The sequence below is a fragment of the Streptomyces sp. NPDC051636 genome (assembly GCF_044453765.1).
Lineage (GTDB): Bacteria > Actinomycetota > Actinomycetes > Streptomycetales > Streptomycetaceae > Streptomyces.
Genome location: NZ_JBITDA010000067.1, coordinates 1 through 8,320 on the forward strand (window position 1 = coordinate 1; position 8,320 = coordinate 8,320).

Here is an 8,320-nt window from a genome sequence, read left to right on the forward strand (position 1 = left end):
CGGTCCGGGAGCAACGGCTCGATCCGCGCCCACTGCGCATCAGTCAACGGCACACCCGGACCAACGACCGACTGATCCAAACGAAACTGCCTAGCCTACGGCCACCTGGGCTACGCTGCGACTGACGTCGAAGGCACTGTTGGATTCGGTCTCCAATCTTTCCGGACGAGGGCTCAGGCCATCGGCAGGTACACGGAGAGCAAGTCCAAGATGGCAAGCGCCCAAGCTGGGCCCGCACAGATCCCGGACGTCGACGCAGCGTTCACGGCCTCCTACTGCATCGGCACTACTGCCGGGCGGACTTGCAGCACCTCGATCACTCTCCGCCTGGACTCCGTTTTTGCCTACGTGGTCATCAACACAGTCGGCCCAACCACCGCAGCCGATCCCAAGGTCCTGAACTCTGTCACCCGCATGTTCGCCCAGCGCATCCGGCAGGCACAACATGGGCAGCCTCCATCGGCAAAAGCAACATGAAACGGCAGGCATCTAACTCTTCGGATTCACTTGACAGAAGTTGTGCCAGAACCCGAGTTTCGACGTCACCGGGGTACTTGCCAGACCAGCATCGGGAGTGCTCCTGGTGAAAGGCCCTGGTCATGCCGCAGATGTCGAAGGTCGAGCTGTACGCCGCGATTCGGCGCGACCACCGAGACGGCATGACGATGACATGTGGCGCCAGCAGCTCTCACTGACGCGCATCTTCGACTGGCTGGAGGGATTCCCTGCCGACACTTGGCAGGACCGATGGCTGCTGAGCGGTTCCGACGACCTGGGCTCCGGCTGGGGACCGCAAGGGCTCAGCGCGGGCACCCGGTCGCGCTTCACCGCCGGTCTGGGCACCTTGATCGTCCCTCAGGTGATCCGGCCCTCCTACGGTTGGCTTTTCGGCAGCCGCCTCCTGGGCGTCTACGACGCCTACCGTCGGCACAACCAGCCGGCACTGTTCGCCGAACTCAAGCAGCGCGCCGGCGGACAGCGCTGCGACGAGCACGCGACCGAAGCCCTGAACGTGCTCACCCGCATGAGCATCGTCACCGGCAAGGACCTCATGGCCTTCGACCTGGAGGACCTCACCGACTACGCCAGGGCCCGTCGGGACAACGGCCGCACAGTGACGGCCCTGCCCCTCGCCTACGACATCCTTCACGCCGTCGGCGGTCTGAAGGACTCGCCACCGACCCTGCGCGAGGCCCAGGCCCGCGGCCAGCTCACCCCCGCCGAGCTGATCGACCGCCATCCGATCGCCAACCGCGCGGTCCGCGACGTGCTCGTCCACTACCTTGCCGAGCGATCCGCCGTCCTGGACTACGGCTCCCTGGTCAACCACGCCCAGATGCTGGCCGACCTGTTCTGGGGCGACCTGCAACGCCATCACCCCACGATCTCCTCGCTCAACCTGCCTGACGAGGTCGCCCAGGCATGGAAGCAACGCGTCCGGGTCCTGCCCGACGGGCGACCGCGCCGCACCGCCCACGCAGTGTTCCTGGCCGTCCGCTCCTTCTACCTGGACCTCTCACAATGGTCGATGGAGGACCCGGCCCGCTGGGCGGCCTGGGCAGCACCCTGCCCGATCAGCGAGGCCGACATCCGCGGCTACATCAAGGAGACCCGGCACCGGCAGGCGCGAATGCAGCAGCGCACCCGCACCCTGGTCCCCGTCCTGCCGCAGCTCGTCCGCGCTGCCGAGGCCCGGCTGCAACGTGCCACGCTGCTGCTGCAGGCAGCCCGCTCCGCGAAGCCTGGTGAGGAGTTCACCGTTGAGGGCTCGCAGTATCGACGCACCGGCAGGGACGGCAGCCACTGGCGTCCCACCGCGCTGTTCCTCGCCCCCGTCGGTGAACTGGGGCCGCGGTTCGATGCCGAATGCGAGGAGAACAACGCGTTCTGGACCTGGCGAGCATCGAGGTTCTGCGACGCACCGGGGCCAGGATCGAGGAACTGCTGGAACTCACCCACCTGAGTCTGCGTCAGTACCAGGCGCCGACTGGGGAGACGGTGCCGCTGCTGCAGATCAGCCCGTCCAAGACCGACCGTGAGCGCGTCATCCCCGCCGACCCGGACCTGGTCGCGGTGCTCGCCCGGATCATTCGCCGCATCAAGGGCACCGGCGAGCGAGTGCCGCTGCTGACCCGGTACGACGGCTACGAGCGGGTCTTCGGCCCACCGATGCCGTACCTGTTTCAGTGCCCCTCCCAGCACCGGCTGCAGGTCATCTCCCCCAAACGGATCCGCGAGTTCCTCACCGAGCTTGCGCTGCGGGCTGGCATCGTCGACGTCGACGGGACACCGCTGAGGTTCACGCCGCACGACTTCCGCAGAATCTTCTCGACAGAGACGGTCAACGGCGGCCTGCCGATCCACATTGCCGCGAAGCTCCTTGGCCACCTCGATCTCAACACCACTCAGGCTTACGTCGCTGTCTATCCCGAGGAAGTGATCCGCCACTACCGGCAGTTCGTCGACCAGCGCCGAACGCACCGTCCCAGCGAGGAGTACCGCGAGCCCAGCGACACCGAGTGGCAGGACTTCCGTGACCACTTCAGCCTGCGCAAGGTCGCACTCGGCACCTGCGACCGGCCCTACGGGACCCCTTGCCAGCATGAAAACGCCTGTGTCAGGTGCCCCATGCTCCGGCTTGACCTGGCCCAGGAGCCCCGGCTGCTGGAGATCGAGACCAACACCCACCAGCGCCTGGGAGAGGCCCAGCGGATGCAGTGGCTCGGCGAGGTCGCCGGACTACAGGAGAGCCTGCGGCACATCGCCGACAAGAAACAGCAGGCCGAACGTCTGCGAGCCCAAATCGGCCGAGGGGAGGACGGTGTCGCTGCCCTTGGTTAGGTCCTCACGCCTCCGCGATGATCTGGGCCTTGAGCCGGTCATATTCGGCGACCGCGTCCGGCAGGTGATCGAAGAAGTCCTCCCAGAAACCAGGTCGCTGCCACTCCTGGGGCGCCAGGCTCAGCCTGCCGTCGTTCAGTGCGGTGACCCAACAGGTCGGCATCCGATCGGACACGATCTCGAACATGGCCGCGTCCCACAGTCCAGGGGAGTCGATCTCGTCTCGCCTCGCATTGCGGTCAGGAAGGCGGAACAGGACGCTGGGCCGAGCGGCGGACACTTCGAGGACCGGGTACTCCTCGCCGATCCGCACGCCTGGATGCTCGCTCACTACCGTCGAGGTCCCGGGCTGGATGATTTTGATGCATCGGACGATCACCGCTGCAGCCTATGCAGTTCCCGGCTCCGCCGGCTCCCGGCCTGCGGACGACGCCGGGTTCAGCACGACGGGGACCGGTGCCACCCGGTGAAGTGCGGATCAGCCAGCAACACCACACGGTCCGCGTCGACATCGAAGCCGAGCACCTGGTGCCCGGGGTCAGTCTCCGGCGCGAGCACTACAGATTTGTCCAAGGAACGTCCGATCGCCCGCAGGAAGCCGCACAACACGTTCAGTTGCACCTGGCCCTGGAGCTCCCGAAGGTCACGTCGAAGTCTCTCCTACTACATCGCCTACTGTCCGGCCGGCACGACGCTGGACCAGCTGATCCGCATCGCGGGCAGCCGCTGGGCGGTCGAGGAATGCTTCGTGCGACACGAGGCTGCTTGAGCTGAGTGAGCTCACCGAGGGGAGGTTCCGTTGAGGAAGGTGTAGTTCCGGGCCAGTGTTCAGGGCCTGTCCCCGCCCCGGCGTGCGTTCCTGGTAACGGGAGGGTGCGAAGCCCGGGGGAAAAGCCCAAGGGCTCCCGTTCCATCCGGGAGTTACAGGCAAGGGGAATGAGCGGACGGGTGAATGTGAATGAACCCTTGGCCATGCCTCGTAACTTCGAACCCCGCCGATGGGACGTTCCAGCGGGGTACAGGACTGGCCGCTGAGAAGCGGCGGGCGCCGGCTGGAGAGAAGCAGTCAGCCGGGAGAACACCGCCGTCCCGGGGTAGAGAGGGCACCCATCCCGCTCGCATCTCGCTCATGCAGAACGTGGAAACCCCGCAGGGGTCCCGGTCACACAGTGCATCGGGTAGGCCGACCGCAAGGAAAGCTCAAATCCCCGGCGGGAACAGGATGACCCAAGAAGCGAACGCCGGTGGCCGAAAGACAACAGGAAACCGGGACACAACAGCTGGTCACTCCGCCAGCCGTCCCGCATAACTGGCCGGACAGGGTCCCAAGTGACTCAGCCCGAAAGGGTGCTGACGTGGGTCAGGTGAGCCTGCGAAGAGGACGATGAAAAGGACGACGGAACTGAAGGGCACGTTAGACGCCCCGCCGCCTAGAGGCGGCGGGGTGAACGGACCGGAAGACGAGCTACTCGACTGGCATGCGATCGACTGGGATGCCGCCGAGGAGAACGTACGTCGTCTGCGCCAGCGCATCTTCGCGGCGTCGCAGGCAGGGGACCTGAAGAGGGTCCGCAACTTGCAGAAACTGATGCTCCGCAGCCGCAGTAACACGCTGGTCAGCGTGCGACGGGTGACGGAGATCAACGCTGGCCGCCGGACGGCGGGCATCGACGGCAGAGTCGTGCTCACCAACCCGGGAAAGGCCGAGCTGGCCACCTGGGTCCAGCACAGCTCAGCTCCGTGGAAGCCCAAGCCCGCCCGGCGTGTTTACATTCCGAAGAGCAACGGAAAGCGGCGTCCCCTCGGGATTCCCGTCATCATTGACAGAGTCCTGCAAGCCAAGGCAGTCAATGCGCTGGAACCCGAATGGGAAGCCCGGTTCGAGCCGAAGTCCTATGGCTTCAGACCGGGCAGGGGATGTCAGGATGCGATCCAGGCGATATTCACGGTCGCGCACGGGAAGAACCCGAAGCGGAAGTGGGTACTGGACGCGGACCTGGCAGCGGCATTCGACCGCATCGATCACGTTCACCTTGTCGAGATGCTGGGAACCTTTCCCGCAACGGAAATGGTCACCCGATGGCTGAAAGTCGGAGTCATCGAGAAGGAGTGCTTCACCGTCACTGAGGAAGGAACACCTCAAGGCGGAGTGATCAGTCCCCTCCTGCTCAACATTGCTCTCCATGGAATGGAAGAGGCTGCCGGAGTCCGCTATTTCACCGGCGGATCACACGCCGGTGAAACAAGACCGGGCTCGCCGGTGCTGATCAGATACGCTGACGACCTGCTTGCCTTCGCTCACTCCAGAGTTGAGGCCGAGCAGATCCAGGCGCAACTGGCCACCTGGTTGAAACCCAGAGGTCTGGTCTTCAACGAGGACAAGACGAGCATCGTCCACCTCAACGAGGGCTGCGATTTCCTGGGGTTCAACATCCGCCGCTACCGCGGCGGAACGGTGCTCCTGATCAAACCCAGCACAACAGCCGTGCGACGCATCCGGAAACGGCTTGCCGCCGAAGTCAAGGCCCTGCGAGGGGCCAACGCCGAAGCGGTGATCCACAAGCTCAACCCGATCATCCGGGGATGGGCCGCCTACTACCGGAGCGCGGTGTCCAGCCGCATCTTCCATGCCCTGGACGCCTACGTGTGGAAGCTCGTCTACAAGTGGGCAACTCACACACACCCGAACAAGCCGAGGCACTGGGTCACCTCCCGCTACTTCGGCATGTTCAACAAGGCCAGGCGTGACCGGTGGGTCTTCGGCGACCGCGACAGCGGCCGCTATCTCGCCAAGTTCTCCTGGACCAAGATTGTCCGGCATCAGATGGTCAAAGGCGCGTCGTCCGTCGACGACCCAGTCCTTGCCGACTATTGGGCCGAACGACGTCGCAAACACAAGCCAGCACCTGCATACGCCCGCGAGCCATCAGGGCTTGCTTGAGCCGTGTGCTCGGACAACGGGCCCGCACGGTTCTGAGGGGGGACCGCCGCAGCAATGCGGCGGTCCTACCCGACCAGACCGCCAAGCAGCAATGCGGCCTGGACGACTACCAGGTCCGCCGCTACCCGCCACATGACCCTGGCGATGGCCGCCCACGCCTGCCTGACCGTCCTGCGGGCCCGACAGCTGGACACGGACAAAGCAGAAACGGATCCTCCCAGCTCATCCACCTCAGCCTCGCCGAAATCCGACGCCTGATCCACCGCCTCACCGACCGCCGGCCAGCACCGATCGAGCACATTCTGCAATGGTCAACATGGCGCCGACGACGCCAGTATCAGGCCCGCCTGAGTCACTACAAACGACGCGGACACAGCCCCTGAAAACTGCCCAGCACTCAGAACAAGCACCGTTGCAGTATTAGACGCCATTTCACTTGGTCAGTCTGCGGTGGCATATGAGGGTCGCGGCGATGGCTGTGAAGGCGAGGAAGTGTTCGGGCTTGCGCTCGTAGCGGCGGTGCAGGCGGCGGCAGCCGGACAGCCAGGACACGGTCCGCTCCACGACCCAGCGGTGCCGGCCCAGGCGTCGGGACGACTCGATGCTGGCTTCGTTCACGTGAAGTAGCAGCGTTTGATCAGCAGTTTGGGCAGCAGTCGGCGATCTTGAGTGCTGCAGATGCTCACGAGAAATGACGTCGCCGTGGTGCGGTGCCACCGGAGCGCGACTGAAGCGGTCCGTCTCTTGATCACCGGTCGTTAGACTCCCGGCGTTCGGATGCTGTCGATGGACTGGAAGGCCAAGCCATGGACGATGACCGTTGGGACGACTGGCCGGAACGGTGGGTCGCCACGGACTGCGACGTGCGGGCGGCCGTCAGCGCGATCCCGCGGGAGGTCAAGGACGGGTTCAGGTACGACGAGGTCCCCTGGCAGCGGTTCCGGCACTTCTACGGCCCGGGCGAGGAGATCCCCGGCCTGCTCGCCACGCTCGCGTCCGGGGACGCCGAAGCTGCCGACAGGGCCCTGTGGCAGCTCTGGACGAATCTTCACCACCAGGGCGGCACGATCGCGGTGGGAGCACTGGCGGTGCCGTTCCTGCTCCGGATCGCGGCGGCCGCGCGCCCCGAACTCCGTGCCCAAACCCTTCGTCTGGTCGCCGAGATCGGCCGGTGTCAGCACATGGGGGACGGATCGCGGGAAGGCCTGCTCCAGGTCGCCGAGGAGCCGTTGATGATCGAGGGCAGCACGATGTGTCCGGTGGACTGGACGATCCAGGCCGCCCGTCAGGCCGTCACGGACGACCTGCACCTTCTGCTCCCGCTTCTCTCCGACCCCGACCCCGAGGTCCGCTCCGTGACCGCCTACGTCCTGGCGGCGGCGACCGGCGAGCTTTCACACGTCTCCTCTGCTCTGCAGTCCAGGCTGGCGAAGGAAGACAATGCGGTAGTCCAGGTGAGCCTGATCCTGGCGATCGCCCAACTCGCCCGCGAACACCAGGATGAACACGCTCCCAGGTGGGCCCGGGGCCTGTGGTCGGATCCCGGACGACCGCCCGAGGTCCGCATCGGCGCCGGCCTGGCCTGGCTGTGCTTGGTCACCGACCCCGCCCCCGACGAACTCCGCGCCCTCCTCACCGACCCCGGCACCCGTCAATACGACGGCCTGCTCCAGCCGGTGCCATGGCTCACCTGGATCGACCCCACCGGCGTCGGGCTGCGCAGCTGCATCGACGAAATGCTCACGGCGAACATCCCCGAAACAGTGCTTGACGATCCTTGGGGTGGAGGACCATCAAGCTGAACCATGCAGCGGTCAGCCGGCTTTGACGGGTGCTTCGGTCCGCGCCCGGGCCTGGCCGGCGATGATCGCGGCGTCCTTGGCGTCGGTCTTGCCCTCCCCCCGGTAGCCCTCGGAGGCGCGGCTGACAGCTCGGCCGGGGATGTAGAGCGTGTGCTGGCCGTGGTTGAGCAGCAGATCGATCAGCAGGGCGGCGCCGCCGTCGGCCAGGTCGATGCCCCAGGTGACCTCATCGCCCAGGGCGAGGACATCGGCCAGGAGCTTCAGCAGTTCCGCCTCGTCGTTGGCCACTCGCCGCGACAGCAGCCGCTTACCGGTGTCGTCGATCACCATGCAGCGACTATCACGCATGCCATGTGCGCGCCTATGCGACCATACGTCTCTTCGCGATACCCGTCGATCAAGATCAACCGCGATTGCGGCCCATGACAGAGGAGGAGCGGTGAGCGACGGCCACCCCCGGCTCGCGAGGAAGGCCGCAGCGACTCCCAAACCCATCGATACTGATCACCGGTTGGGCCGGCGAAGTGACTCCCGAAGCCGTCGACAGACGACTTCCGTTCTCGTGTACATAGCCAGCCCGTCAACCGTCACTCTCACGTCACCCCTCCGAGTCGCTGCTGAAAAGGCTCAGTGATCTTCTGAGCCTAGGCGGTTTCGTTTGGATCATCGGGCGGACCAGAGGAAGATGCCGGCGATGTGGAGTCCGGCGAGGTAGATGGTCGCGGTCTTGTCGTAG

6 protein-coding genes and 2 pseudogenes are annotated in these 8,320 nt (G+C 65.5%); 5 read left to right on the top strand and 3 right to left on the bottom strand.

Features of this window, described 5'->3' with window-relative positions:
* The first annotated feature begins 670 nt into the window (after positions 1-670).
* The gene (locus tag ACIBBH_RS41950; RefSeq protein WP_399414194.1) at positions 671-1,963 is read left to right on the top strand and encodes a hypothetical protein; all 1,293 of its coding nucleotides are present in this window, start codon (positions 671-673) and stop codon (positions 1,961-1,963) included.
* Positions 1,867-2,841: a tyrosine-type recombinase/integrase gene (locus tag ACIBBH_RS41955; protein ID WP_399414196.1), complete on the top strand. Its 975-nt coding sequence runs from the start codon at positions 1,867-1,869 to the stop codon at positions 2,839-2,841. The genes ACIBBH_RS41950 and ACIBBH_RS41955 overlap by 97 nt, the downstream gene beginning before the upstream one ends.
* Positions 2,842-2,845: 4 nt before the next feature.
* On the opposite strand, the gene ACIBBH_RS41960 is transcribed toward ACIBBH_RS41955, so the two are convergent.
* Entirely contained in the window at positions 2,846-3,154 is a 309-nt protein-coding gene (locus ACIBBH_RS41960; protein WP_399414198.1) for a hypothetical protein, read from the bottom strand.
* Positions 3,155-4,225: 1,071 nt separating this feature from the next.
* Here ACIBBH_RS41960 and ltrA point away from each other — a divergent pair.
* The gene (ltrA, locus tag ACIBBH_RS41965; RefSeq protein ID WP_399414200.1) at positions 4,226-5,782 is read left to right on the top strand and encodes a group II intron reverse transcriptase/maturase; all 1,557 of its coding nucleotides are present in this window, start codon (positions 4,226-4,228) and stop codon (positions 5,780-5,782) included.
* A 74-nt stretch (positions 5,783-5,856) separates the two neighbouring features.
* A pseudogene (locus tag ACIBBH_RS41970) lies at positions 5,857-6,040 on the top strand (IS701 family transposase); the annotation flags it as partial.
* Between the two features lie 174 nt (positions 6,041-6,214).
* Here the strand turns inward: ACIBBH_RS41970 and ACIBBH_RS41975 are convergent.
* Entirely contained in the window at positions 6,215-6,499 is a 285-nt protein-coding gene (locus tag ACIBBH_RS41975) for a transposase (protein WP_399414202.1), read from the bottom strand.
* Positions 6,500-6,588: 89 nt separating this feature from the next.
* Between ACIBBH_RS41975 and ACIBBH_RS41980 the strand changes: the two genes are divergently transcribed.
* Positions 6,589-7,584 (top strand): hypothetical protein, encoded by a 996-nt coding sequence (locus ACIBBH_RS41980; RefSeq protein WP_399414204.1) that lies wholly within the window; start codon positions 6,589-6,591, stop codon positions 7,582-7,584.
* A gap of 15 nt (positions 7,585-7,599) precedes the next feature.
* On the opposite strand, the pseudogene ACIBBH_RS41985 reads toward ACIBBH_RS41980, so the two are convergent.
* Positions 7,600-7,932: pseudogene (locus ACIBBH_RS41985) on the bottom strand (IS110 family transposase); the annotation flags it as partial.
* Positions 7,933-8,320: the final 388 nt, after the last annotated feature.